Origin of the sequence: Deinococcus aquiradiocola (genome assembly GCF_014646915.1) — a bacterium.
Taxonomy (GTDB): domain Bacteria; phylum Deinococcota; class Deinococci; order Deinococcales; family Deinococcaceae; genus Deinococcus; species Deinococcus aquiradiocola.
In genome coordinates, this window is the sequence record NZ_BMOE01000003.1 from 19,521 (window position 1) to 43,890 (window position 24,370).

General features: G+C 71.9%; 17 protein-coding genes and 1 riboswitch. Of the genes, 7 read left to right on the forward strand and 10 right to left on the reverse strand.

Going from position 1 to position 24,370, the window contains the following annotated elements; all coding sequences use genetic code 11:
- Nucleotides 1–99: 99 nt before the first annotated feature.
- Nucleotides 100–271, reverse strand: a riboswitch (cobalamin riboswitch).
- Nucleotides 272–505: 234 nt separating this feature from the next.
- Nucleotides 506–1,516, forward strand: coding sequence for a HoxN/HupN/NixA family nickel/cobalt transporter (locus IEY33_RS05725; RefSeq protein ID WP_188961332.1), 1,011 nt, complete (start codon nt 506–508; stop codon nt 1,514–1,516).
- Nucleotides 1,517–1,631: 115 nt separating this feature from the next.
- Here the strand turns inward: IEY33_RS05725 and IEY33_RS05730 are convergent, their stop codons facing one another.
- The 6 genes from IEY33_RS05730 to IEY33_RS05755 all read right to left on the reverse strand — a co-directional run bounded on the left by IEY33_RS05730 (nt 1,632) and on the right by IEY33_RS05755 (nt 7,895).
- On the reverse strand, nt 1,632–3,020 hold the full coding sequence (locus tag IEY33_RS05730; protein ID WP_229670809.1) for a nitronate monooxygenase: 1,389 nt from the start codon (nt 3,018–3,020) through the stop codon (nt 1,632–1,634).
- Nucleotides 3,021–3,194: 174 nt separating this feature from the next.
- A complete protein-coding gene (locus IEY33_RS05735; RefSeq protein ID WP_188961642.1) occupies nt 3,195–3,938 on the reverse strand; it encodes an ABC transporter permease in 744 nt (247 codons plus the stop codon).
- Between the two features lie 94 nt (nt 3,939–4,032).
- Nucleotides 4,033–4,794, reverse strand: a complete 762-nt coding sequence (modA, locus tag IEY33_RS05740; protein WP_188961333.1) for a molybdate ABC transporter substrate-binding protein — start codon at nt 4,792–4,794, stop codon at nt 4,033–4,035.
- Nucleotides 4,795–4,832: 38 nt separating this feature from the next.
- A complete protein-coding gene (locus IEY33_RS05745) occupies nt 4,833–6,005 on the reverse strand; it encodes an XRE family transcriptional regulator (protein ID WP_188961334.1) in 1,173 nt (390 codons plus the stop codon).
- A gap of 65 nt (nt 6,006–6,070) precedes the next feature.
- Entirely contained in the window at nt 6,071–7,105 is a 1,035-nt protein-coding gene (locus IEY33_RS05750; protein ID WP_188961335.1) for an aldo/keto reductase, read from the reverse strand.
- Between the two features lie 148 nt (nt 7,106–7,253).
- Nucleotides 7,254–7,895 (reverse strand): nitroreductase family protein, encoded by a 642-nt coding sequence (locus tag IEY33_RS05755; protein ID WP_229670810.1) that lies wholly within the window; start codon nt 7,893–7,895, stop codon nt 7,254–7,256.
- Between the two features lie 89 nt (nt 7,896–7,984).
- On the opposite strand from IEY33_RS05755, the gene IEY33_RS05760 reads away from it, so the two are divergent.
- Nucleotides 7,985–8,653, forward strand: a complete 669-nt coding sequence (locus tag IEY33_RS05760) for an RNA polymerase sigma factor (RefSeq protein WP_188961337.1) — start codon at nt 7,985–7,987, stop codon at nt 8,651–8,653.
- Nucleotides 8,654–8,714: 61 nt separating this feature from the next.
- Complete coding sequence (locus IEY33_RS05765; RefSeq protein ID WP_188961338.1) at nt 8,715–10,001, forward strand: YncE family protein; 1,287 nt, start codon at nt 8,715–8,717, stop codon at nt 9,999–10,001.
- 61 nt (nt 10,002–10,062) lie between these two features.
- Here IEY33_RS05765 and IEY33_RS05770 read toward each other — a convergent pair whose 3' ends face one another.
- Nucleotides 10,063–12,480 carry an EAL domain-containing protein gene (locus IEY33_RS05770; RefSeq protein ID WP_188961339.1) on the reverse strand — a complete coding sequence of 806 codons (2,418 nt, stop codon included), beginning with the start codon at nt 12,478–12,480 and terminating at the stop codon, nt 10,063–10,065.
- Nucleotides 12,481–12,639: 159 nt separating this feature from the next.
- Nucleotides 12,640–13,857, reverse strand: a complete 1,218-nt coding sequence (locus IEY33_RS05775; RefSeq protein ID WP_188961340.1) for a S8 family serine peptidase — start codon at nt 13,855–13,857, stop codon at nt 12,640–12,642.
- A 341-nt stretch (nt 13,858–14,198) separates the two neighbouring features.
- Here IEY33_RS05775 and IEY33_RS05780 point away from each other — a divergent pair, with 341 nt between their 5' ends.
- Nucleotides 14,199–16,115 (forward strand): ATP-binding protein, encoded by a 1,917-nt coding sequence (locus tag IEY33_RS05780; protein WP_188961341.1) that lies wholly within the window; start codon nt 14,199–14,201, stop codon nt 16,113–16,115.
- A gap of 116 nt (nt 16,116–16,231) precedes the next feature.
- Here IEY33_RS05780 and IEY33_RS05785 read toward each other — a convergent pair whose 3' ends face one another.
- Nucleotides 16,232–16,855: a DUF1684 domain-containing protein gene (locus IEY33_RS05785; RefSeq protein ID WP_188961342.1), complete on the reverse strand. Its 624-nt coding sequence runs from the start codon at nt 16,853–16,855 to the stop codon at nt 16,232–16,234.
- Nucleotides 16,856–17,074: 219 nt separating this feature from the next.
- Between IEY33_RS05785 and IEY33_RS05790 the strand changes: the two genes are divergently transcribed.
- Together IEY33_RS05790 and IEY33_RS05795 are read left to right on the forward strand one after the other, a co-directional pair.
- Complete coding sequence (locus IEY33_RS05790; RefSeq protein ID WP_188961343.1) at nt 17,075–17,473, forward strand: hypothetical protein; 399 nt, start codon at nt 17,075–17,077, stop codon at nt 17,471–17,473.
- Nucleotides 17,474–17,622: 149 nt separating this feature from the next.
- On the forward strand, nt 17,623–18,081 hold the full coding sequence (locus IEY33_RS05795; protein ID WP_188961344.1) for a PA2169 family four-helix-bundle protein: 459 nt from the start codon (nt 17,623–17,625) through the stop codon (nt 18,079–18,081).
- Nucleotides 18,082–18,313: 232 nt separating this feature from the next.
- Here IEY33_RS05795 and IEY33_RS05800 read toward each other — a convergent pair whose 3' ends face one another.
- On the reverse strand, nt 18,314–19,291 hold the full coding sequence (locus IEY33_RS05800; protein WP_188961345.1) for a helix-turn-helix transcriptional regulator: 978 nt from the start codon (nt 19,289–19,291) through the stop codon (nt 18,314–18,316).
- Between the two features lie 269 nt (nt 19,292–19,560).
- Between IEY33_RS05800 and IEY33_RS05805 the strand changes: the two genes are divergently transcribed.
- Nucleotides 19,561–24,315: a glutamate synthase-related protein gene (locus tag IEY33_RS05805; RefSeq protein ID WP_505691148.1), complete on the forward strand. Its 4,755-nt coding sequence runs from the start codon at nt 19,561–19,563 to the stop codon at nt 24,313–24,315.
- Nucleotides 24,316–24,370 lie beyond the last annotated feature (55 nt).

The following is a 24,370-nucleotide window of genomic DNA, read 5'->3' on the forward strand; positions in this document are numbered from 1 at the left end:
CGCACCGCACGGCGAACAGGGCGAGGGAAGATGCCGGGATACGGCAGGACGGCAAGAGACAGGTTCACGGCGGGTCCCCCTTTCAGCGAGAGGTGCCCCCACACGGGGGCGGACCTGGCAGGCATTCGGGCTCGGGCGGGACGCTTGTCAGGTCCAGACCACACCGTTGCGGAACAGCGCCGGACTCACACCGGACTTCCCCACTTTAAGCCCGGTCTATGGTGCGCCCACACGGGCACGGCGACTCGGGCACCAGGCTGCCCGAGCATAGCAAACGAAAAGCTGTGTACACTCACGGACGGTCCCGCGCCCCAGCGGCCGGACCCAGCGAGAACAGAGGGAAGTCCGGTCACGCCTGCACGTCAGGTTCAGTCCGGCACGGTCGCGCCACGGTCACAGTCCGGTCGCTCACTCGCCGCCACGCGCCCCGCAAGGGCGCTCCGCCCCCGCGCCAGGGGCAGTCGAGCACCGGCTCTGCTGCCGCGCCCCACCGTCAGGAGCCGTCATGCATCACCCCGACCCGAACCACCCGCACCCCTCCGCCCTCCGGATGCCGCTCGCCCGCAGCGCCCGCCACAGCCTCCCGTACCTGAGCGTCGTGCTGGCCCTGCACCTGCTGGCCCTGCTGCTGTGGGTGCCTGCCGCCCTGCACGCGCCGCTGCTGTGGGGCGTGGGCGTCACCGCGTACCTGTTCGGCCTGCGTCACGCCTGGGACGCCGACCACATCGCCGTCATCGACAACACCGTCCGCAAACTCCTGCTGCTCGGCCGTCCCGCGCACGGCACGGGCCTGTACTTCGGGCTGGGGCACTCCGGCGTGGTGTTCGCCCTGTCCGCCGTGGCCGCCGTCGTCGGCAAGGCCCTGATCGGCCGGCAGGCCCAGCTGGAAACCTTCGGCGGGTGGGTGGGTCCGCTCGTGGCGGGCGCGTACCTCCTCACGGTCGCCGCCGTGAACCTCGCGTCGCTGCCGCGCGTGTGGCGCGGGCACGAGCAGCACCACTCGCACGGCGGGCTGCTCGCGCGCCTGATCGCGCCCATGACGCGCATGGTGAACCGGCAGTGGCAGGTCCTGCCGCTCGGTTTCCTGATGGGCCTGGGCTTCGACACCGCCACCGAAGTCGCCCTGCTCGGCCTGGCGGGCAGCGCGTCACAGCAGGGCCTGAGCCTCGCGTCCGTGCTGAGCCTGCCGCTGCTGTTCGCGTCCGGCATGACGCTCCTCGACACGCTGGACGGCGCGGCCATGACGCACGCCTACGCCTGGGCGCTCGAACACCCCCGCGCGCGGCGCGGGTACAACCTCATCGTGACCGGCCTGTCCGGCGGACTCGCCCTGGTGATCGGCGCGGTCACGCTCGCCGGATGGGTGGGGGCGCACTTCACGGCGCTCGGCGCGTGGCTCGCCCCACTCGGCACGCTCGACACGTCCACCCTCGGGTACTGGCTGTCCGGCATCGTGCTGGGCCTGTTCGTCCTGGCGAACCTGCGGTCACGGCGTGTCCCCTCCAGCCGCGGCTGAAAGGGACGGCACGCCCCGAACCCTGAGCAGGACGCGCACGTCCCGTCTGCAATCCGTTCTGTGGGGAAGGCGGGCGGGTCCAGTGTCTCCAGTCCGGGACTTCCAGGGCCGGGGCTCAGTCGAGCAGGTACCGGAGGGCGTCCAGGGCGGCGTACCCGGAGGTGTCCTGCCCCGGCCCGGAATCCGGGACCTGTCCGTGCGGCCAGCGGCCTGCGCTGCGCAGGTCGTCGCCGCTCGTGAGCAGCGCGGGCTCCGGTCCCTGTGGCTGCGTCTGCCCCAGGCCCACGTCGGCCAGCAGCGCGTTGCACAGGCACATGCGGCCCCGCGTGTCCTCCGCCCGGCCCCCCTTGCGGGTGTACTCCCCGACCGGTTCGGCCGGGCAGCGGAATCCCACGAGGCCGTCCGGCCGGGCGTAACTCTCGCGCAGGTACCCCAGGTCGCAGCGGCGCGTGCGGGCCGCGTACACGTCCGGGTCGGCGAGCGTGCCGGGCAGCATCACCACCTTAAAGGGAAAGCCGGTCGGGGACGCGTGCGGGTCCGTCCGTACGCGCAGCTCACCGCGCCGAGCGCCCCGCAGCGCCCGGTCGCGCAGGTCCGCGCGCAGGCCGGACTCCTCACAGTACGCGAACAGCGTGCCCACCTGCACACCTGCCGCGCCGCGCGCCCACGCGTCCCGCAGCGCTTCCGGCGAGCCCGTCCCGCCCGCCAGCCAGAACGGCAGGCCGAGCGCCGCGAGGGCCTGCAGGTCCACCTCGTCTTTCGGGCCGTAGCGCGGTTCGCCCCGTTCGTCGAGGGCGCGGTCCCCGCGCGGGGGGGCGCTGTGCCCGCCCGCCGTGGGGCCCTCCACCACGAAGCCCTGCACGGCCCCCTCGCCGCGCCGGGCCAGCATGGCCGCCAGCACGTTCGACGACACGACCGGCAGGAAGGCCGGACGCGCGAGCGGTACGCCCTCCAGGCCCAGGGACGCCGGATCGAAGGTCAGGACGGTCGGGGCGGCCGCGCCCGTCACGTCTAGCCGCAGGGTCGCCGCCTGTCCCGCCGCGAAGCGGTCGAGGACCTGCGGCACGTCGCGCGGGATGCCTGCTCCCATCAGCACGACGTGCACGCCCGCCAGGACCGCGCCGTACAGGCCCGGCAGGGTCTGCAGCTGAACCTTGGTGAGGAGGTTCACGCCGACCGTGCCGCCGTGCCCCTCACGGGCCAGCCACACCTCCACGAAGTTCGCCATGACCGTCAGACGCTCGTTCTCCGGCTGCAGTGGCACGCCGGGCAGCGGCACGCGCCGGTACGGCTGCCCCGCCGCCCGGCCTCCCGGCAGGAAGTACCGGTCGAGCACCTCCCGCACCGCATCCTGACTCGGGAAGTGTGCCAGGGCGCGCCGGGTGTGACCGCCCGGATCGCCGTCCTGCAGTCGCCGGACCATCACGGTGTCCAGGCACGTGGCCGACACGACGCCCAGCTGACCGGCCCGCGACACGGCCCGTGCGAGCGGCCAGCCGGACACGCCCACCCCCATCCCTCCCTGGATCACGGGCGGGATGGGGGTGCGGTCAGGCCGGGCGGTCTGCTGATCGTCTGCCCGCTGATGGTCTGGGGATGTGATGGGTGGGCGGGCCGGGGAGTCAGGATGCACGCCCTCACGCTCGCCCTGCACCATTACGTTCCCGTTACCGGCCGTTCAGTCGGGGTCGCCCCGGCGCGCGGCGAGGAGCCTCACCGTGACGAGCACCGTGAAGGACAGCAGCACCATCACGGCCGACAGCACCAGCGCGGGCGCGAGGTCCGACTCCAGGGCCGAGTAGATGGCGAGCGTGACGGTGCGCGTGCGGCCCTGCAGCGATCCGGCGAACAGCACGGTCGCCCCGAATTCCCCCAGTGCGCGCGCCCACGTCAGGACCAGACCCTCCAGCAGGAAGGGAAACGCGAGCGGCCACGTGATGAGCCGGAACACCGCCCACCCGTCCGCGCCGTCCGTGCGCGCCGCCCCTTCCGCGTCGCGGTCCACCGCCCCGAAGCCCGCCTTCGCGGTCCGCAGGTAGAAGGGCGCGGACGTGAACAGCTGCGCCATCACGACCGCCGCGGGGGAGAAGGCGAGGTCCACGCCCGCCAGGTGCAGGGGCGCGCCGAGCAGCCCGGTCCGGCCGAAGGTGAGGAGCAGGCCGACGCCTGCCACGACGGGCGGCAGCACGATGGGCAAATCGAGCAGCGTGTCGAGCAGGGTGCGGCCCGGGAAGCGGAACCGGGCGAGCAGGTACGCGACGGGCGTCACGAGCAGCACCGTGAGGAGCAGCGTGACGCCCGTCGTGACGAGGCTCACGCGCAGGGCGTCCTGCACGGCGGGACTCTGCAGGGTCGGCACGAACCGCGGGCCGAGTCCGGCGTGCAGCAGCACCAGCGTCGGTGTCAGCAGGAACGCCGCCATCAGCACGCTCAGCAGCACGGGCAGGGCGTGCGGCGCGTGCCGGACGGACGGGCGGGCCGGGGTGCTCAACGGTGCGGGTGTCCGTGCGGGCGCGTCATTGCAGGCTGAGGAAGCCCCACTTCCTGAGGATCTTCTGCCCGGCGGGCGACTGCACGTACGTCACGAAGGCCTGCGCCGCCTCGGGACTGGCGGTGCCCTTGAGGACGCCGATGGGGTAGCTGGCGTTCTGGTTGAAACGGGTGGGGAGGGCGATCGCGCGCACGAGGGGCTTCAGGGTGGGCGTCACGTCGGTGGCGTACACGACGGCGGCGTCCGCCTCGCCGAGCTGCACCTTGAGGGCGACCTGCCGGACGTTGGTCTCCTCGCTGACGACGTTCTTCAGGACGCGGGCGGAGAAGTCCCGGCCGTACGTGCCGGACCTGTCGATGGCCGTCAGCATGCGGCGGGTGTAGTCGCCGACCGGGACGGTCCTGTCGGCGAGGACCAGCTTCAGGCCCGGTTTCGTGAGGTCGTTCAGGGTGCGCAGCGAGGCGTTGCTCTTCGGGACGATGAGGGTGAGCTTGTTGCGGACGAAGGCCTGCCCCGGAGCCACCAGCCCTCTGGTGACGAGGGGGGTGTACTGGGCGTCGTTGGCGCTGGCGTACACGTCGGCCTTCGCGCCGTTTTCGAGCTGCGTCCGGAGGGCCTGGGACCCGGCGAAGCTGAAGGTGGTCCGGTGGCCGCTCTGGGCGTCGAAGGCTTTGCCGAGTTCGGTGAAGGCGTCGGTGAGGGACGCGGCGGCGTACACGGTGAGGTTCGCGGCGGACGCGCTGCCGGTGGCGAGGAGGAGGGCGGTCAGGGTGAGGGATTTCAGCATGCGGAGCTCCTTCGTGGTCGGTGAGCCTGTGTGATCGGTCAGGGGGTGGACTGCCAGTGCTCGCCCGCATGCGCGGGGTCGTAGCCGCCCAGGGCGCTGAGTTCCGCCCGGAACGACTGCTGCTGCGCCACGCCGATCAGCGCGGCGATGGCGGGGTGCGTGAGGTACGGGTCCGGCACGACCAGGTCGAAGCGTTCGCGCTGCACCGGCACGAAGTCCAGCCCGAGCACCTGCGCGGCCGAGCGGGGCCCCGGCGCGGCGTCCGCGACACCCGCCGCGACGCGCCCGGCGGCCTCCAGGTGGCTGGGTGCCTCGTCGCGGTAGCCGGGCAGACGGGCGCGCTCGGCGAGCGTCACGCCGAGTCCGGCGAGCCACGCGTCGAGCAGCAGGCGGCTGCCCGCACCGTCCTCGCGGTTCACGAGGCGCAGCTGCCCGTGGATCAGGCTTTCCGGGCCGGTGACGCGCTTCGGGTTGCCGCGCGGCACGATCAGGCCCTGCTCCCACTCCCAGAGGGTGTACAGGTGGGCGCGGCGTCCCGGCAGTTCTCGCTCCACCGCGCCGAGGTTCGAGATGCCGGTCGTGGCCTCCCACAGGTGAATGCCGGCCGCGTGCGCCTCGCCGCGCGCCACGGCCCGCAGGGCCTGCAGGCTGGACGCGTTGCGCCACAGGACCCGCACGTCCGGGGTGTGCCGGGCCGCGTGCATGGCGGCCAGGCCGAGCGACGGGTCGCAGCCCGTCAGGACCGCCGTGCGCTGCGCGAGGCGCAGGTCCGTGAAGGGCTGCACGCTGGCGGGCGCGTCGCCGCTGGCGTCGCTGCGGAGGGTGCCGTCGGCCGGCTGGTCCCAGCCGCTCTGCCCGGAGAGCGGCTGGGCGAGCCAGTCGTCGCCGAGCTGCGCGAGCTGCACGCGCGTCCCGGCGGGCTGTGCGGGGCCGAGCAGGCGCGCGTGGACTTGCGGGGCGGGGTCGTCCTGCAGCTGGAAGAGGTCCTCGACGCGGCAGGCGAGCGCGCGGGCGAGGCGCAGGGCGACGACGGTGTTGGGGGTGTACGCGTCCGTCTCGATGGCGTGCAGGGCCTGCCGGGTGATGCCGCAGCGGGCGGCGAGGTCGCCGGGGCGGACGTGCAGCTCCTCGCGCCGTGCACGGACGCGGCTGGGGAGGGGGTCTGCGGGCGGGCCGTGCGCGGCACGGTCCGGGGTCCCTGTGGGCGTCATGCCCAAAGGTAATTCTGAAATGACGTCAGGTCAAGTGCAGTTGACGCCTCTGCGGATGGCCGGGCTCAGCCCGCCAGAATCTCCTCGATGCGCGCCAGTTCCGCCGCCCCGAACTCCAGCCGCGCGAGCGCCCCCACCGCGTCGTCGATCTGCGCCGGGCGGCTCGCACCGATGAGTGCCGACGTGACCTCCGGCCAGCGCAGCACCCACGCCAGCGCCATCTGCGCGAGCGTCTGCCCGCGCTCCAGCGCCAGCGCGTTCAGGGCGCGCGTGCGGGCCAGCACCGCGTCCGTCACGTGCTCCGGCCGCAGGAACCGGCCCGTGCTCGCCCGCGACCCCTCCGGAATCCCGCCGTCCAGGTACCGGTCCGTCAGGAGCCCCTGCTGCAGCGGACTGAACACGATGCTGCCCATCCCCGTGTCACGCAGCGCCGCCAGCAGCCCCGCCTCCACGTGCCGGTTCAGCATGCTGTACGACGGCTGGTGGATCAGGGCGGGCGTGCCCAGCTCCCGCAGCAGGGCGGCCGCGTGCCGCGTCGCTTCCGGCGAGTAGTTGCTGAGCCCCACGTACAGGGCCCGCCCGCTCCGCACGATGTGGTCCAGGGCCGTCATCGTCTCCTCCAGCGGTGTCTGCGGGTCGGGCCGGTGGTGGTAGAAGATGTCCACGTACTCCAGCCCCATGCGCGCGAGGCTCTGGTCCAGGCTGGCGATCAGCGACTTGCGGCTTCCCCAGCTGCCGTACGGGCCGTCCCACATGTCGTACCCGGCCTTGCTGGACACGATCAGCTCGTCGCGGTAGGGCCGCAGGTCCTGCTGGATCACCCGCCCGAAGGTGCGTTCGGCACTGCCGGGCGGCGGGCCGTAGTTGTTGGCGAGGTCGAAGTGTGTGACGCCCAGGTCGAAGGCGCGCCTCAGCATGGCGCGCGCGTTCTCCAGGCTGTCGCGCCCGCCGAACTCCTGCGCGGCGAAGTTGTGCCACAGTCCGAGCGAGATGGCCGGGAGGTGCAGGCCGCTGCGTCCGCTGCGGCGGTACGTCATGCCCGCGTACCGGGCGGGGGCGGGCGTGTAGGGCTCGGCGTGCACTGCGGGGTCGGTCGTCATGGAGGCCTCGTTTCCGGGTGGTCCGGCGTCTGGGAACGGCCCGGGCACCCGTGAGCGCCCGGGGCTGAATCGGTTCAGTTCCGGTCCATCAGAGCACACCGCGTCCCTGCTGACCAGGGGTGACACTCCGCACGGCCCGTCCCGGTCGTCAGTCGGTGAAGTACCGGACCTTCTCCGCCAGCGGGCGGCGCTTCCCGGCGGGCCAGCTGCCCTCGTCGCGCGGGTAGCCGAGGTACAGCACGCCCATCATGCTGGCGCGCTCACCGAAGCCGAGTGCCGCGCGCGTCGCGTCGTGCAGGCTGGGCGGGTTGCTGATCCACTTGCTCGCCAGTCCCAGCGAGCGCGCCGTCAGCATCAGGTTCTGCACGGCGCACGCGACCGCCCACTGCTCCTCGTGCAGCGGCATGCGCGGCTGCACGGCGGGCTCCACCGCGACCGCGATCCAGACGGGCGCAAGCTGCTGGCGGCCCTGCTGCAGGCGCAGCACCTCGGGGTCCGCCTGCGGTTCGCCTTTCAGCAGGGCCAGGGAGGTGGCGAGCGCTCCGGAGAGACGCATGCGGGCCTCGCCGGTGAAGACCGCGAAGCGCCACGGTTCGGTCTGCCCATGGCTGGGAGCCCAGTTCGCGGCCTCCAGCACGCGTTCGATGACGGGCGGCGCGACCGGGACGGCACTGAGGTTCAGGAGGTCCACGGTGCGGCGCTCGCGGACGCTGTCGTGCAGGCTGAGGGGGAGGCCGCTCATCGGGGTGCGGCCGGGATGGGGGAGGGGAGGGTGAAGGCCATGCTGCACGAAGCATCTCATAACCGAGTAAAACGGTCAAGATTGCGGGGCTTCGCTGCCGGACTGAACCTTTCCCGCTCCGCCCACGTACCCCTGCCATGATCCGTTCCCCGACCGCCGCGCTCCTGGCCCGCCCCGACCGTGCCGGCCGCGACCCGGGCCGCCGCACCGCCCGGCCTGATAGCGTGGAGGCCGTGGCCGATCCGCCCGACCCGCCGAGTGACGCGCACCTCATGCAGTCCCTGCAGGTGCGGGATGAGCGCGCGCTGGCCACGCTGTACGACCGGCACAGTCCCGGCGTGTACGCCCTGCTGCTGCGCCTGCTGGACCCGCCGAGCGCGCAGGAGGTGCTGCAGGACGTGTTCCTGCGGCTGTGGGAGGCCCCGGAACGGTTCGATGCGGGCCGGGCAGAACTGCGCGCGTACCTGCTGGTGATGGCCCGCTCGCGCGCCCTGGACCGCCTGCGGCAACGGCGCGGCGAGTGGCGCCTCTACGACGACGAGGGCCAGGACTTCCCGCTCCCCGACGACCGTCAGGACCCCTTCGCCCGGGCCGCCGACCAGCAGCAGGCCGACGAGGTGCGGCAGGCGATGGCGCGCCTGAGCGACGTGCAGCGCGAAACGGTGCGGCGCGCCTTCCTGCTGGGCGAGTCGCGCGAGGAAACGGCACGGCACATGGGCGTCCCGGTCGGCACGGTCAAGAGCCGCCTGAACACCGCGCTCGGCGCCCTGAAACGCCGCCTCTCCGTACGGGAGGACCACGAATGACCCGCCTGCGCCCGCCACATGCCCTCGACCGTCCGTCCTGCCACCCGAAGGAGGTGAACACATGACCCCCCAACCCCCCGTCCCACCGGAACACGACCGCTGGCGTGACGAACTGCACCTTGCCGCCGCGTCCGGACGAAGGCCCGGTCCGGCGCTGGACGCTCACCTGCAGCACTGCTCCGCCTGCCGGGAAGAGTGGGCGCTGTTGCAGACCCTGCAGGCGACCCTGCTGGAGGACGCCGCCGCGCCGCCTGCCGCGCCGCCGCCCGCCGTGCGGGACGCACTGCTGCGCCGCGCGAACGGCCGCACCGTGGCCCGCCCCGCACCGGTTCAGGCGAGGTCGGCAGTCCGTCCAGGGGCCCGCGCCGCCCTGTGGCCCGGGCTCGCGCTCGGTGCGGCTGCCGTCGCCGCCGCCCTGCTGCTCACCGGAACGCTCCTCGGCCCACCCAGCCTCGCGGGTGGCCTGCCGGACCCGGCCGTCGTCGTGAACGCCGGACCGGCCCTGCTCGTCGCCAGCAACGGCGCCCTCCCTCCCGCCGGACGCGGGACGCCCGGCACGGCCCGCGTGAGCCTCGTCACGGGCGAACGCGTGACCGCCACCCTCGACCTGCCCTCTCCGTCCCCTGCGTGGTTCACGGAGGGCCTGCGCGTCGGCGAGGACGTGTACCTCGCCGACGCCGGCAACGACCGCGTCCTCGAAGTCCAGCTGAGCCCCCTGCGCCTGCGGCGCGCCTACCCCGTGCCGGGCGGCGTGGCGGGCCTGAGTGCCGGCAACGGCCGCGTGTACTACAAGTCCGTGCGCGGCGAGGTCGGCACCCTCCCCACCGTCCTGCACGCCGGGACGCGGATGGCGCTGCACGCCGAGGCGCCCACCCGCATGCCGGACGTGATGGACGGCGTGCTGATGCAGCGCGGCACCCTGTACGTCACGCACCACCTGCGCGGCGAACTGTGCCTCCTCGACCCGGTCACGCTCGCCGTCCGGACGCGCGTACACGTGGGGGGCGCGCCGGTCGGAATCACCGCGGACCGGGAGGGCCTGCTGCTGCTGGACGTGCAGGGCCGCCTGCTCCGCACCGACTTCCAGGGCCGCGTGCGGCGCACCTGGGCGCTGCCGGGCCAGCCGGACAAGTTCGTGCTGAACGGCCGCACGGTCGTCGTCACGGACCGCGCAGGAACCGTCACCCGCCTCGACCTCGGCAGCGGAGCGCAGCGCAGCGCGGCCCTCCACCACCCGATGGACGTGACGCTCGACCCGCGCGGCGACATCGTGGTCGCGCAGGGTGGGCGCGGCGTCGCGCTCCTCACGCCGGACCTGACCGTGATGCCCGGCGGCGACGTGCGCTGACCGTCCCCTTCCGGCCGAGGGGGCGGTCTCCGCGGTCCCGTGCGACCGGCCTCCGGACCGCTCAGGGCCGCGGGGGTTCTGCCGGGCTGTCCGTCGCCGCGACCGGCGCGCTGTCCTCGCCGGGGCAGCGGTTCAGGTACGCCTTCAGGTCCGCGAGCGGCAGGGGCCGCCCGAACAGGTAGCCCTGCAGCAGGTCCACCCCGATCTCGCGGGTGATCTCGGCCTGCCGTTCCGTCTCGATGCCCTCGGCCACCACCTCCAGGCCCAGGCCGTGTGCGAGGTGCGCGATGGTCTCCACGATGGCCCGGTCGCGCCGGTCGCCCGCGAGTTCCCGGACGAAGGCCCGGTCGATCTTCAGCGCGTCGAGCGGGAACTGGCGCAGGTACGCGAAACTGGAGTGCCCCGTCCCGAAATCGTCGATGGAGACGCGCACGCCCAGTGCCCGGAGCGCCTGCAGCACCCCGACCGCGTACTCGGGGTTGCGCATCACCTGACTTTCCGTGAGTTCCAGTTCCAGGCGCGACGCGGGCAGCCCGGAATCCCGCAGGGCGCCCTGGACTGCCCCGATCAGCGACGCGCCGTTCAGGAACTGGCGGGCGCTGACGTTCACGCTCACGCGCAGGTCACCGAGCGGCGCGATCTGACGGCACGCTTCCGTCAGCACCCACGCGCCCACCTCCACGATCAGGTTCGAGTCCTCCAGCGCCGGGATGAACTCGGCGGGCGGGACGAGTCCCCGGACCGGGTGGCGCCAGCGCAGGAGGGCCTCCACGCCCAGCACGTGACCGGTGCCCGCGTGAATCTGCGGCTGGTGGTGCAGTTCCCACTGCTGTTCGCGCGTCGCGGTCTGCAGTTCCCTCTCGAAGGTCATCGTGCCGCTCGTCAGGTCCGGGTGGAACAGTGCCCAGCGGGCGTCCGTGGTGAGCGCGTGGTGCAGGGCGAGGTCCGCGTGCTTCAGCAGGGTCTCGGTGTTCATGCTGTCGTCCGGGAACGTCGCGAGGCCGAGCGCCATCTCCGGCCAGTACTCGCGCCCGTCGAGGTTCATGGGGGTGCGCTCCAGGGCGGCCTGCACGCGTGCCGCCACCGCGGCCGGGCCGTCACCCGAGTGCATCAGGAGCAGGAATTCCGCCCCGCCGGGCCGGGACGCCGTCTCGCCGTCCTGCAGCGACGTGGACAGCAGCATCGCGACGTGCGCGAGCAGCGCGTCCCCGCTCGCCTGCCCGTACGTGAGGTTGATCTGCCGGAAGCGCTTCAGGTTCAGCAGGCCGACCGTGACGGGACGCCCGGTTCCGACCCACTGCCTCAGGCGGTCGGTGAGCAGCGTGCGGTTGGGGAGGCCGGTCAGGGTGTCATACAGGGCGAGGCGCTGCAGTTCCGCAAGCTGTTCGCGGATCTTGGTTTCCGCGAGGTGCGTCGCGTGCCACGCGGCGGCCCGGTCGTGCTTCACGCGTTCCACGTCGTGCCGCATGTTCAGGATCATCAGGCGCTGCTCGTTGTCGTCGTTGCGCAGTTCGCGCTCCAGCTGTCTCGCCTCGCCCACGTGTTCCAGTGCGAGGACGTGCTCGCCGAGCGAACTGAGGATCCGGCACAGCAGGTCGTGCGTCTCCAGTTCCATCAGGCGCCGCCCCGCCTGCCAGCAGGTGCGCAGCGCGGCCCGCGCGTGGTCCAGGGCGCTCGCGGGCCGCCCGGCCTGCAGTTCGAGCCGCGCGAGCCCCAGGGTGCAGAGGATCTCCACGGCGTTGTCCTGCGCGTCACGCGCCAGGAGCAGCACCTCGTCCATCACGGTGATGGCGGCCTCCAGGCGTCCCTCCTGTTCCAGCGCGAGGGCCGTGCCGTGCCGTGCCCGCATCAGCAGGTCCTGCGCTTCGATGCGTCCCGCGCCCTGGCAGGCGCTGTGCAGGTGTGCCCTGGCCTCCTGCAGCTCGCCCTGGCCGAGCAGCGACTCGGCGAGATTCAGGTGCAGGGCGACGCTCTGCCGGTCGGGCGGTCCGCCCACGAGGGCGAGCCCTTCACGCGCGTACTGTTCGGCCCGGCCGAGGTCGCCGTGGTCCAGGTGCGTGCGGGCCAGGTTGCACAGCAGCGGCACGAACAGCGGATGATCCGGCTGTCCGCTCAGCAGGACGCGGGCGTTCTCGAGGTGCTCGGCGGCCAGCGCGAGGTTCCCGAGTTCCAGGCTCAGGATGCCGAGGTTGTTGTAGGTGCTTGCGACGGCCATGTCGTCCTGCAGTTCCTCGCGCAGCGCGAGGGCGCGGTGCAGTTCGCTCAGCGCCTGCATGCTGCGTCCCTGCAGGTGCAGCGTTCCGGCGAGGCCGCTGCGGACGTCCGCCTGAATGCGGCGGTCGAGGTCGTGGGTGAGCAGGTGCTCGAAGGTGGCCTGCGCGTCCGCGAAGTGCCCGTGTTCCAGCAGTCGCCACGCTTCGTCGTACCGCTCCTGGGCGACGCGTTCGGGCAGCAGGGGAAGCTTCGGGTCTGGGGGCACGCGGAACCTCGTTGGGGACCAGAGCGTGATTTCGGACGCGCAGAAACCACCCGGGAGGGTCCCAGGTGGCTCCAGTCTAAACACGGTGTCTTACCGAACTCCACCTCTGCTGCTTTCTCAAGCAGTGGTGATGTCCGGGCGGTCCGCACGGTCTGGGGTTCAGGGGTTCAGCAGGGCGCTGTACGCGGCGAGGTTCAGGCGGCCTGCACCCTGGCCCGGCACGCTGGCGGTGCTGGACAGCAGGGCGGCGCGCGTCTGGGCCGGGCCGTGCTGCTCGCCCAGTCCGAGCGCGAGGGCGCCCGTGACGACGGCGGCGCTCTGCGAGGTGCCGCTCCAGTACACGCCGTAGTCCTGCGGGGCGGGCGAGTAGATGCCCTCGCCGGGCGCGAAGACGCTCAGGCCCGCGCCGGTGTTGCTGAAGGCGCTGACCGTGCCGTCCAGACCGACGCTGCCGACCGCGAGGCGCTGCGGGTCGCCCTGTGCGCCGCGCGCGGGGTAGTCGAGCTGAGTTGCGCCGTCGTTGCCGCTCGACGTGACCACGAGCACGTTCAGGCTCTCGGCGTACTGGATGGCCGCCTCGATGGCGGGAGAGGGGTCGGACGTGCCGAGGCTGAGGTTGATGACCTGCGAGCCGCTGTCGGCGGCGTACACGATGGCGGCCGCCACGTCGGCCACGTCACCGCCGCCGTTCGTGCCGAGCACGCGCAGCGGCAGGATGGTCGCGCCCGGACTCATCTGCAGGATGGTGGACGTGATGCCCGTCCCGTGCCCGAACCCGGCGTCTGCGGGCGTGCCGGGCTCGTCGGGCAGGGTGTCGCCGTCCACCCAGTCGCGCCATTCGCTCTGCGGGGCGAGACTGCCCGCGAAGAGGGCCGTGTCGGCGCCGGTGTCGATCACGGCGACCTTCACGCCGCTCCCCAGGTGCGTGAGGCGCGTCTGCGCGGCGTCGAGTCCGGCGGAGACCCAGTTGCCGGAGTTCTCGGGCATCATCTCGAAGGTCGCCTTGGTCCAGATGACGGCTCCGGCCTTGGTCCAGATGACGGCGGGCGCTTTCGTCCAGATGACGGCCCCGGCTTTGGTCCAGATGACCGCGCCGGCCTGCGCGCGGACCCGGCCTTCGTTGGTCTCGCTGCTGGAGCCGAGCCCGAGCGTCTGCAGCTGGGGCCGGTCCGTGCGGACGATGGCGAGGTGCGCCTGCGGTTTGAAGGCCACGATCTCGCCGCCGTAGCGGGCCCGCAGGTCGGCGGGCGTCTCGTTGCCCTGCAGGGTCAGTGTGAGGACCTGTGAGGTGTGGGCGGTGGGGCTGCCGCTCTGCCCGCAGGCGGCGAGGGTGACGCTGAGGAGGAGGGCGGCCGGGAGGATGGTGCGCTGCTTCATGGTGGACTCCTGTCGGGACGGCGGGGCCGTCGGGGCGCGGTGCTGGGGCGGGCCGGGATGAAAGGAGGTCGCTGGGCAGGAAGGGTCGTGACCGGAGGTGCGGTTGGTGCGCCTGGGCGCGTCGTTCGGGTGGGCGGGACGGGTCTGGTGGCACGCCTTCCTGGGCACGTGTCCAGGGTAGTCCGTCCACACTTTATTCACACTTAGCGTTCATCAAGAAAGTGACCTGTGAACGCCGTCGGCGCTCGCTATGCTGCCCGTGTGAACCGGTGCCGCTCCGACCCGCAGGCGCTCGACGACTCCTCACCCCACCCCCCCTCCCGCCTCTGCCGGTCGCCCGCATGACCTCCGACCACTCCATCCGGCGTGCGGTGCGGGGCGGCGACCCCGCCCTCGGTCTCGCCCTGTACCAGGCCCTCCCTAACCCCACCCCCGAGGACGACCGCTGGGCCGGGCACGGCCTCGTCACGCTCGGCCGCCTCCTCGACGCCAAGGACCTGCTGCAGCGCGCCCATGGCCGGGGCCACGCGCCCGCCAGCATCGAACTCGCCCGCACCCTGCGCCTCCTCGGGGACGACGTTCCCACCCGGCCCTCCCTTCTGCCCGACCCGCAGGCGTGGCCGGACCCTGCCGACCGCGTGCTGGCCTACCTCGAAGACGGCGAACGGCACCTGCACGCGGGTCAGCCCAGACTGGCCCTCGCGGCCACCGAGGATGCCTGGAGTGCCGCCCAGGGCGACCCGCATGCCACGTCCGCCGACCGGGCCGTGGTCGCCACGCACCTCGCCCGCGCCTACGCCACGCTCGGCCGCACCCTGCACGCCGAGCACTACGTGGCCCTCGCCGCGCAGCACGCGACCGGCACGCACCGCGTCCCTGCCCTGCACGTCCGCGCTGCCCTCGCCGTCGCCTCCGGCCGCTGGACCCAGGCACAGCAGGACCTCGACGAGGCCGCGCCGCTCCTCATGCACGCGCCCCTCCACGCGGCGCAGCACCACCTGCACCTCGCCGACCTGCGCGCCGCCCTGAACGACTGGCCCGGCGCGGCCCGCGCCCAGGACACCGCCGTCACGCACGCCGCCCGGACCGGACAGCCGCACCTGCAGGCGCAGGCCGAACTCGCCCGCGCCGCCGTCCACACCCGCCACGCCGACCCGCGCGCCCGCGACGCCCTCAGCCGCGCTGCCGCCCTCAGCACCTCCGGGGCCGTCCAGGCGACCCTCTCGCTGCGCCGCACCGCATGGCAGGCCACACAGGACGACCCGCACGCCGAGACCACCCTGCGCGACCTGCACGCCGACCTCGGCGCACGCGGCCTGACGCGCGACGCGGCCGCGTGCGCCCTGCACCACGCGAACCTGCTGCTGCCCACCCGGCCGGAACAGGCCCTCCGCGGCGCGCTCGACGCCCTGCACCACGCCGGAACAGGCGCGTTCACGCTCTGCGAACTGCGCCTCCTGCCCGCCCTGGACGCTCACCTGCAGGCGCACGCCACCATGCCCGGCGTACCCTCCCCCGCCGACCGCCGCCGCCCAGACCCCGCCCCGCACGCCGCGCTGCACTTCCGTACGCTCGGTACCGCCACCCTGAATCTCGACGGGCAGGACCTCCGGCTGCGCATGAAACGCACGCCCGAACTCCTCGCGTACCTCCTGCACGCCGGGACGGCCACGCGCGAGCAGGTGCTGCTGGCCCTGTGGCCCGACGACGACCCGCGCCGCGCCACCAACTACTTCCACCAGGCGAAACACGAACTGACGCGCGCCGCGCCCTCCCTGCACGTCCAGCACGACCGACGAACCGGGCAGTACCGCGTCGTCAGCAGCGGCCCCGCACTCGAGTGGGACGTGCAGGCCCTGCTGCAGGGCCTGCACGACGCCCGCGAGGACCGCGTGCTGCGCGCCATTCAGACGTACGGCGGCCCCTTCCTGCCGGACGCCGACACCGAATGGGCACGCGAGGAACGCGACCGGATCGCGTGGGCCGTCCTCACGGCGGGACGCGCCCTCCTCACTCGCTGGCACGCCCGGCAGGAGCATCATCCCTGCGCGGCGCTCGCCCGGCAACTCCTGCTGATCTCACCGCACGAGGAGGACATCGTCGAAGCCCTCACCGAGGCGACCCTGCACCTCGAAGGGCCCGGTAGCGCCCTGAACCTCATCGAGGAGCAGCAGCGCCACGCTCGGCGCGACCTGGGGCGCACGCCCGACTGGACGACCCGCCTCGCGGGCCGCGTCCGCGCCACCCTCGGCAAGTAGGGACGGGCTGGCTGATGCCCGCAGCCGGGTGGCGGCCCTGCGTTCAGTTCGGCCGGACTCCAGGCGTGCCGCTCGGCCGCACCCCGGAGCGCCGCGCAGTCAGGCGTGATCCCGGTTCAGGTGGGGGTCGGGGCGCGCTCTCCGGCACGAATCTCCACGTTCAGCACGTTCGCGGGCGGCGCGAGCGGGCAGCTCCAGCGGTGATCGTAATAGCAGGACGGGTGGTACGCGAAATTGAAATCCAGCACCAGTCGGCCGTCCGGGCCTGCTCCGAGATCCGCACCCTTCACGGTGTCCAGCAGGTAGCGGCCACCGCCGTACGTTTCCCGCCCACTCGTCCGGTCACGGAACGGCACGAACACCCCGCCGCCGTACACGTCGATCCAGTACGCGTCCAGCGTCCCGAACGGCAGGCTCAGGCGCGCGAAGCGCACGAGCGGCATGTCCTGCCCGGTGCTGGTGGGAATCACGAACCGCTCCTCCGGCAGGGCCTCCAGTGCCGCCGTGAACGCCAGCCCCGCGTCGTACGGCCAGTAGGGCAGGGGGCGGTCCGCGCGCGCCTCCGGCGGCACCGGCGACTGCGGGTGCGTCCGGAACAGCCGCTCGCGCTCCTGCACGAACGCCGCGTGCCGATCGGCGCGTTCCGGGACGCTCAGGCCGTGGAGGGCCGCGTACTGCCGCTGCACGCGGCGTCTCCAGTCGAGCAGGTCAGTCCAGGTGGCAGCTTCGGTGACGGTCATACCGCAGGCTAGCGGCCCCCGGCCCGGTCTGCGCGGCACGGGCACACCTTGCACCCGCCGGGCCGGTGCTCTGTTTCGCAGCATGCAGTCTCGACCCGTGCCCGTCCGGTACCATCCAGGGACATTCATCCCCTCACGGCTGCGGCGCGTGAGGCGCTGGCCCCGCGTCTGTTCGCCCGCCCCTTGCCCGGCCCCCGCCGGTCGCCAGGAGGAACCAGCATGCTCGAACGGCATCTGCTCGACGGTCCACGCAACAGCATCTACGGCATCTACGACGATCTCGCCCAGGTCCGCGACCTCACGGACCGTCTCCTCGCGCTCGGCCTGCAGGACGCCAAGGTCCGCATCCTGCAGGGAGACGCGGGCGCGCGCGAACTCGACCGGGACGGACGGCATCACGGACTCATCGCCCGCCTGCGCCGCAGCCTGCAGGGCCTCACGGACGAACGTGGCCACGTCGAGGAGTACGAGTGGGCCGTCCGGCGCGGACGCATCGTCGTGTCCGTGAAGCTTCCGCCCCGCACCGACCGTTCCCCCGTCTGCGCCGCGTTCCGCGAGACGGGCGCGACCTTCGTGCACCATTACGGCGCGTGGGTGGTGCAGCAGCTGAGCGCCTGACCCGGATCCGCACGGTCCGCAGGGAAAAATTGTCGGAACGCACACAGGCCGGCGGACGTTTAACGCCGCTCAAGGCTTCGCGGGGGACACATGAAGGAAACAGGCCGGATTCCCACGTACGCCCCGGGCCGCCCCCGCACACTGGAGCCATGAACAACGAACAGATCGGTGACGCCCTGAAGAAACTGTCCGGCACGCTGCGCGACGGCGAGAAAGGCTTCGCGGACGCGGCCGAGAAGGCCGAAGCCGCCGACCTCAAGAGCATGTTCTCCAGCCTCAGCCAGGAGCGCGCCTCGCTCGCCTCGGACCTCGAACCTCTCACCCGCCAGTACGGTGAGACGCCCCGCGAGGGCGGCAGCGTCGGCGCGGCCCTGCACCGCGGCTGGCTGAACGTCCGTGACGCCCTGACCGGCAGCGACGACTACGCCGTCGTCGCCGAGGCCGAACGCGGCGAGGACGTCGCGAAAGGCAACTACGAGGAAGTCCTGAAAGACGAGCTGCCTGCCGACGTGCGCTCGGTGGTCGAGGCGCAGTACGCCAAGATCAAGGCCAGCCACGACAAGGTGCGCGACCTGAAGCACACCATGGAAGCGGCCCGCAACAAGTAATTCCTCTCCCGAACAGTTCCGCTGTGCCCTGAAGCACAGCAGAACCAGGACACGGCGAATCCACATGGATTCGCCGTGTTTCATGTCCTCTTTGTCCGCCGTCCGCTTTCGTGCCGGTCACCTTCGGGAACAGTCACCTTCAGGAACAGCGCCGAATCCAGGTCCGCCTCCCCCGGACGGGACGTTTGTCACGCGTTTCGCTCGGCTGAGTCCCGATCAGCGAACGGTGGGTTCAGGCAGTCACGCCGGGTCCGTTCCGGGCGCCGAGGGCGGTGGCGCAGCGCCGCTGGTGGTCCTGCAGGGCGTCCAGCAGGGCGGCGGGGCGGTGCACGCGAAAGTCGCAGCCGAGGGTCAGGAGGTGTGCCGCAAAGCTGTGCAGGTCGTCCCGCTGGCAGTGCAGACGCGTCCCGGTTCCGTCGGGCTCCAGGGCGGCACCCCAGGTGTGCAGGCGGGCGCGCAGGGCGTGAGGCGGGGCGTCCAGCCACACCTCGACGGTGTGTACGGGGTCCGGCATGGCGAGCAGCACGCCGAGGGCATCGAAATCGGGCGGCGGCACGAAGCGCTCCGGGCAGATCTGCAGGTCGGTCATGCGGTCGAGCCGGAAGCTGCGGAGCGCGCCGCGCAGGTGGCATTGCCCGACCGCGTACCAGCGGCCCCAGTGATGCAGGGCGCGGTACACGTTCACGCGCCGCGTCTGTGGACCGCGCGCCTCACGGTCTGGCCCGGTGGGCGGGTAGCGGAAGGTGACGGTGCGGCCCTGCTGCACGGCGACCGTGAGGGCCGCGAGCAGCGCAGCGTCCGTCCGCACGCCGTCCCCCTGCCCGAACTGCACGGCCTGCTCCAGCGCCTGCACCTGTTCGCGAAGCGCGGCGGGCAGGGCGCGGCGCAGTTTGCTGCGGGCGCCGGTCGTGGCGGGCGTGAGGGAGTCCAGGCCCAGCAGGTGCAGGGCCTGCAGGCCGAGCGCGACGCTGGTGGCCTCCTGCGCCGTGAACATCAGGGGCGGGAGCCGGTAGCCGGGCCGCAGCCGGTACGCGCCGCCGACGCCGCGCCGACCCTCGACGGGCACGCCGAGGTCCTGCAGCCGTGCCACGTACCGCTGCACGGTACGCGCGCTGACCTCCAGGTGGCGCGCGAGTTCCTGCCCGGTGATCTCCTCGTGCTCCTGAAGGAGTTCCAGGACCGTCAGCACCCGCATGGAGGGGTCGTACATGCCGGCATCATGACACGCCCGTGCGGGTGGCGGCGCCGGTCAAGCAGGTCGGGGCCCTGTATGCAAGGGGGCGTTCATGAAGACGCATAAACAAACACCCAATCCGGGACGCGGTCCTCGGGTATGGTGAACGGATAGACCGGCCCGCCCGGCAGGTTACTGGAGGGATAACGATGCACGAGCAGGAATTGAACGGTCAGAAGGATGTCTCCCAACAGCATACGTCAGAGCGGAGCGACGTGGAATCCACCCCGGTCACCCAGGGCGACCTGTCCAGCACGAACAGCGATCAGACCGGCACGGACGCCGCCCGAGCCGACGCCGAGCAGCACGGCCTGTACCAGAAGACGCAGGAGCACGACGCGTGCGGCGTGGGCTTCGTGGCGCACATCAAGGGCCGCAAGGCGCACAGCATCGTGCAGCAGGGCCTGAAGATCCTCGAGAACCTCGACCACCGTGGCGCGGTCGGCGCAGACAAGCTGATGGGCGACGGCGCCGGTATTCTTATTCAGATTCCGGACGCCTTCTACCGCCGCGAGATGCAGGCGCAGGGCGTGACGCTGCCGCCCGCCGGGGAGTACGGCGTCGGCATGATCTTCCTGCCCAAGGAGATGGCGTCCCGCCGCGTGTGCGAGCAGGAACTCGAACGCGTGATCGTCGCGGAAGGCCAGGTGCTGCTCGGCTGGCGTGACGTGCCGGTCGACCGGGACATGCCCATGAGTCCCGCCGTGCGCGAGAAGGAACCGATCATCCGGCAGGTGTTCATCGGGCGCGGGCCGGACATCCTCGTGCCGGACGCGCTGGAACGCAAGCTGTACGTGATCCGCCGCCGCGCCAGCAACGCCATCCGGTACCTGCGGCTCACGCACGGCGGCGAGTACTACGTGCCGAGCATGTCGTGCCGCACCGTCATCTACAAGGGCCTGCTGCTCGCCGATCAGGTCGGGCAGTACTACCTCGACCTGCAGGACGAGACGGTCGTGTCGGCGCTCGCGCTCGTCCACCAGCGCTTCAGCACGAACACCTTCCCTGAGTGGCCGCTCGCGCACCCCTACCGCATGGTGGCGCACAACGGCGAGATCAACACCGTGAAGGGCAACTTCAACTGGATGCGCGCCCGCGAGGGCGTCATGAGCAGCCCCGTCCTCGGGGACGACCTGAAGAAGCTGTACCCCATCAGCTTCGAGGGCGAGTCCGACACCGCCACCTTCGACAACGCCCTGGAACTGCTCACGCTGGCCGGGTACCCGATGGCGCAGGCCGCCATGATGCTGATCCCCGAAGCGTGGGAGCAGAACCCGCTGATGGACGACCGCCGCCGCGCCTTCTACGAGTACCACGCCGCCATGATGGAGCCCTGGGACGGCCCGGCCGCGATGGTCTTCACGGACGGCCGCCAGCTCGGTGCGACGCTCGACCGCAACGGGCTGCGCCCCGCGCGGTACATCGTCACGAAGGACGACCTCGTGGTGCTCGCCTCCGAGAGCGGCGTGCTGCCCATCCCGGAGAACAAGATCGTCCGCAAGTGGCGCCTGCAGCCCGGCAAGATGTTCATGATCGACTTCGAGCAGGGCCGCATCATCGAGGACGACGAACTCAAGGCGCAGTACTCCGGCGCGAAACCGTACCGGCAGTGGATCGACAACGTCCGCGTGAACCTCAGCAGCATCGACGTGTCCGGCAGCGTCGAAGCGCACCCCGAGACGCTCCTCGACCGGCAGCAGGCCTTCGGGTACACGCAGGAGGACCTGAAGTTCCTGCTCGGACCGATGGCGCAGCTCGGCGAGGAAGGCATCGGCAGCATGGGCAACGACTCGCCGCTCGCCGTGCTCAGCAGCCGCAACAAGCCGCTCTACAACTACTTCCGTCAGCTGTTCGCGCAGGTCACGAACCCGCCCATCGACCCGATCCGCGAGGCGGTCGTCATGTCGCTGCGCAGCTTCATCGGCCCGAAACCGAACCTGCTCGACATCAACGCCGCGAACCCCACCATGCGCCTCGAAGTGTCCCAGCCGATCCTGGACTTCAACGACATGGCCCGCATCCGCAGCATCGCGGAGCACACGCGCGGCAAGTTCAAACCGCACGAGCTGGACATCACGTACCCCGCCGCGTGGGGCCGTGAGGGCGTCGAAGCGAAACTCGCGTCGCTGTGCGCGCAGGCCACCGACGCCATCCAGGGCGGCGCGAGCATCCTGATCGTCACGGACCGGCGCCTCGACCGCGAACGGGTCGCTGTGCCCGCCCTGCTCGCCCTGTCGGCCATCCACACCTCGCTCGTCCGTGAGGGCCTGCGCACCTCGGCGGGCCTCGTCGTCGAGACGGGCGACGCGCGCGAAGTGCACCACTTCGCGGTGCTCGCCGGGTACGGCGCCGAGGCCATCCACCCGTACCTCGCGCTGGAGACGCTGATCTCGCAGCACAGCGACCCCGCCTCCGGCGTCGGCAGCGACAAGGCCATCGCCAACTACGTCAAGGCCATCGGGAAGGGCCTGTCGAAGATCATGTCCAAGATGGGCATCAGCACGTACATGAGTTACTGCGGCGCGCAGATCTTCGAGGCGGTCGGCCTGAGCCGCGAACTCGTGGACCGCTACTTCAGCGGCACGAGCACCCAGGTGGGCGGCATCGGCGTGTTCGAGGTGGCCGAAGAAGCCATCCGCAACCACACGGCCGCCTTCAGCAACGACCCCCTGCTGCGGAACGCGCTCGACGTGGGCGGCGAGTACGCGTGGCGCGCGCGCGGCGAGGAGCACATGTGGACGCCGGACGCCGTCGCCAAACTGCAGCACTCGGTGCGCAGCGGCGAGGCCCGCACCTTCACGGAGTACTCCGGCATCATCAACGACCAGAGCCGCCGTCACATGACGCTGCGCGGCCTGTTCGACTTCCGCCTCGACCCGGCCGCCGCCGTGCCGCTCGAAGAGGTCGAGAGCGCCGCGTCCATCGTGAAACGCTTCGCGACGGGCGCCATGAGTCTCGGCAGCATCAGCACCGAGGCGCACACCACGCTCGCCGTCGCCATGAACCGCATCGGCGGCAAGAGCAACACCGGCGAGGGCGGCGAGGACCCCGCCCGCTACCGCGAGGAACGCAAGGGCCACACCATCCAGGCCGGAACGCGCGTGGGCGACATCATCGGCGAGGGCCGCCTGCTCGCCGACTACGAACTGCAGGACGGCGACAGCCTGCGCAGCAAGATCAAGCAGGTCGCGTCCGGCCGCTTCGGCGTCACCACCGAGTACCTCGTGTCCGCCGACCAGATCCAGATCAAGATGGCGCAGGGCGCCAAGCCCGGCGAGGGCGGACAGCTGCCCGGCGGGAAGGTCAGCGAGTACATCGGCATGCTGCGCCACAGCGTGCCCGGCGTGGGCCTCATCAGCCCGCCGCCGCACCACGACATCTACAGCATCGAGGACCTCGCGCAGCTCATCCACGACCTCAAGAACGTCAACCCGCGCGCGGACATCAGCGTGAAGCTCGTGTCGGAGGTCGGCGTGGGCACCATCGCGGCCGGCGTCGCCAAGGCGAAGGCCGACCACCTCGTGATCGCCGGGCACGACGGCGGGACCGGCGCGAGCCCCTGGAGCAGCATCAAGCACGCCGGCACCCCCTGGGAACTGGGCCTCGCGGAGACGCAGCAGACGCTGGTCCTCAACGGGCTGCGCGACCGGGTGCGCGTGCAGGCGGACGGCCAGATGAAGACCGGCCGTGACGTCGTGATCGGCGCGCTGCTCGGCGCGGACGAGTTCGGCTTCGCGACCGCGCCGCTCGTCGCGGAAGGCTGCATCATGATGCGCAAATGCCACCTGAACACCTGTCCGGTCGGCGTGGCGACGCAGGACCCTGAACTCCGCAAGAAGTTCAGCGGCAAGCCCGAGCACGTCATCAACTTCTTCTTCTTCGTGGCCGAGGAAGTGCGCGCCATCATGGCGCAGCTCGGCATCCGCCGCTTCGAGGACCTCGTGGGCCGCAGCGACCTGCTCGACACCCGCGCCGGCATCGCGCACTGGAAGGCGCGCGGCCTGGACTTCAGCCGCGTCTTCTACCGCTCAGGCGGCGACCTCGTGCGCCGCCACGAGAGCAGCCAGGACCACGGTCTCGCCCGCGCCATCGACCACGTCCTCATCGACAAGGTCCGCGCGGCCATCGATCACGGCGAGAAGGTGCAACTGCTGTACCCGGCCCGCAACGTCAACCGCAGCGTGGGCGCCATGCTGTCCGGCGAACTCATCCGCACGCGGCCCGAAGGGCTCCCCGACCACACCATCTTCATTCAGATGGAAGGGAACGGCGGGCAGAGCTTCGGCGCGTTCCTCGCGCAGGGCATCACCCTGTACCTGATCGGGGACGCGAACGACTACACCGGCAAGGGCCTCTCCGGCGGGCGCGTCGCCATCCGGCCCAGCATCGACTTCCGCGGCGACGCGACCCGCAACATCATCGCGGGCAACACCGTGCTGTACGGCGCGACGAGCGGCGAGGCCTTCTTCCGGGGCGTGGCGGGCGAACGCTTCGCCGTGCGCCTCAGCGGTGCGAGCACCGTCGTGGAAGGCACCGGCGACCACGGCTGCGAGTACATGACGGGCGGCACCGTCGTCGTGCTCGGCCAGACGGGCCGCAACTTCGCGGCCGGGATGTCGGGCGGCGTCGCGTACGTCTACGACGAGGACGGCACCTTCCGCTCGCGCTGCAACACCAGCATGGTCGACATCGAACCGCTCCGCAGCAGCGACGCCCAGCTGGAGGCGCTGCGCGCCGGTCAGGGCGACGGGCACCTGCACCGCGGCATGACCGACGAGGAACAGCTGCGCAAACTCATCGAGGACCACCACACGTGGACCGGCAGCGTGCGCGCCAGCGACCTCCTCGAGAACTGGGACGCCGCCATGACGAGATTCGTGAAGGTCTACCCGCACGAGTACCGCCGCGCCCTCACCGAGATGGACAGCGTGCAGCTGCAGGCCGACGCGGGCACCGTCGAGGGCCACGCGCAGTCCGGCCAGACCACCCGCACGCACTGACCCCCTGAACCCACCCGGCCCGCCCCCACCACGGGGCGGCGCCCGCACCCCCGCA

Excerpts from the sequence above, each read along its gene's own strand:
- IEY33_RS05725 (WP_188961332.1), top strand. The coding sequence starts at position 506 with ATGCATCACCCCGACCCGAACCACCCGCACCCCTCCGCCCTCCGGATG.
- IEY33_RS05745 (WP_188961334.1), bottom strand. The coding sequence starts at position 6,005 with ATGACGCCCACAGGGACCCCGGACCGTGCCGCGCACGGCCCGCCCGCA.
- IEY33_RS05760 (WP_188961337.1), top strand. The coding sequence starts at position 7,985 with ATGATCCGTTCCCCGACCGCCGCGCTCCTGGCCCGCCCCGACCGTGCC.
- IEY33_RS05750 (WP_188961335.1), bottom strand. The coding sequence starts at position 7,105 with ATGACGACCGACCCCGCAGTGCACGCCGAGCCCTACACGCCCGCCCCC.
- IEY33_RS05735 (WP_188961642.1), bottom strand. The coding sequence starts at position 3,938 with ATGGCGGCGTTCCTGCTGACACCGACGCTGGTGCTGCTGCACGCCGGA.
- IEY33_RS05765 (WP_188961338.1), top strand. The coding sequence starts at position 8,715 with ATGACCCCCCAACCCCCCGTCCCACCGGAACACGACCGCTGGCGTGAC.
- IEY33_RS05780 (WP_188961341.1), top strand. The coding sequence starts at position 14,199 with ATGACCTCCGACCACTCCATCCGGCGTGCGGTGCGGGGCGGCGACCCC.
- IEY33_RS05790 (WP_188961343.1), top strand. The coding sequence starts at position 17,075 with ATGCTCGAACGGCATCTGCTCGACGGTCCACGCAACAGCATCTACGGC.
- IEY33_RS05795 (WP_188961344.1), top strand. The coding sequence starts at position 17,623 with ATGAACAACGAACAGATCGGTGACGCCCTGAAGAAACTGTCCGGCACG.
- IEY33_RS05785 (WP_188961342.1), bottom strand. The coding sequence starts at position 16,855 with ATGACCGTCACCGAAGCTGCCACCTGGACTGACCTGCTCGACTGGAGA.
- IEY33_RS05800 (WP_188961345.1), bottom strand. The coding sequence starts at position 19,291 with ATGTACGACCCCTCCATGCGGGTGCTGACGGTCCTGGAACTCCTTCAG.
- IEY33_RS05775 (WP_188961340.1), bottom strand. The coding sequence starts at position 13,857 with ATGAAGCAGCGCACCATCCTCCCGGCCGCCCTCCTCCTCAGCGTCACC.
- modA (WP_188961333.1), bottom strand. The coding sequence starts at position 4,794 with ATGCTGAAATCCCTCACCCTGACCGCCCTCCTCCTCGCCACCGGCAGC.